This window comes from Mycobacterium sp. E3305 (assembly GCF_001666785.1).
Lineage (GTDB): Bacteria > Actinomycetota > Actinomycetes > Mycobacteriales > Mycobacteriaceae > Mycobacterium.
Genome location: NZ_LZJA01000252.1, coordinates 1 through 559, shown reverse-complemented (window position 1 = coordinate 559; position 559 = coordinate 1). Strand labels below are relative to the sequence as shown.

The window sequence follows — 559 nt, the reverse complement described above, 5'->3', positions numbered from 1 at the left end:
CACTACGAGCGGACTCTCAATTTGTGGGCGGCAAACCTGGCGGCCAACAAGGACGCGGCCATCGCCATCCAGTCGCAGGAGGTCTACGACCGCTACATGAAGTACCTGACCGGTTGCGCGAGGCTGTTCCGCCAGGGCCCACATTGCTGATGCCCTTGCGGAAGAAGTCCTCGCAGCCGGTCAGGTACTTCATGTAGCGGTCGTAGACCTCTTGCGACTGGATGGCGATGGCCGCGTCCTTGTTGGCCGCCAGGTTTGCCGCCCACAAATTGAGAGTCCGCTCGAAGCCGGCCGTTACGGCGTACTCCCCGACGGTCTGCGGGGTCGGGAGCCAGCCCCCCGGGAAGATCTCGGTGAGGATGAACTGCGAGAAGTGCACGATCTCGTGCGTCAGCGTCATGCCCCGCGCCCTGGCCTCCTTGAAGGAGGGGCGAACGATGGTGTGCAGCAACATGATTCCGTCGGACGGCAGCACCTGGTAGGCCATCTTGAAGAAGCGGCCGTAGCGCTGGCGGCCGAAGTGCTCGAAGGCGCCGATCGAAACGATGCGGTCGACGGG

The 559-nt window shown here is 63.7% G+C and carries 1 protein-coding gene and 1 pseudogene; one reads left to right on the top strand and one right to left on the bottom strand.

From position 1 onward, the window contains the following. Positions 1-150 (top strand): class I SAM-dependent methyltransferase (locus A5701_RS27730; protein WP_197505041.1); only part of this gene is annotated, 150 nt, incomplete at its 5' end. On the opposite strand, the pseudogene A5701_RS22975 reads toward A5701_RS27730, so the two are convergent. Next, positions 140-559, bottom strand: a pseudogene (locus tag A5701_RS22975) (class I SAM-dependent methyltransferase); the annotation flags it as partial. The gene A5701_RS27730 and the pseudogene A5701_RS22975 overlap by 11 nt on opposite strands.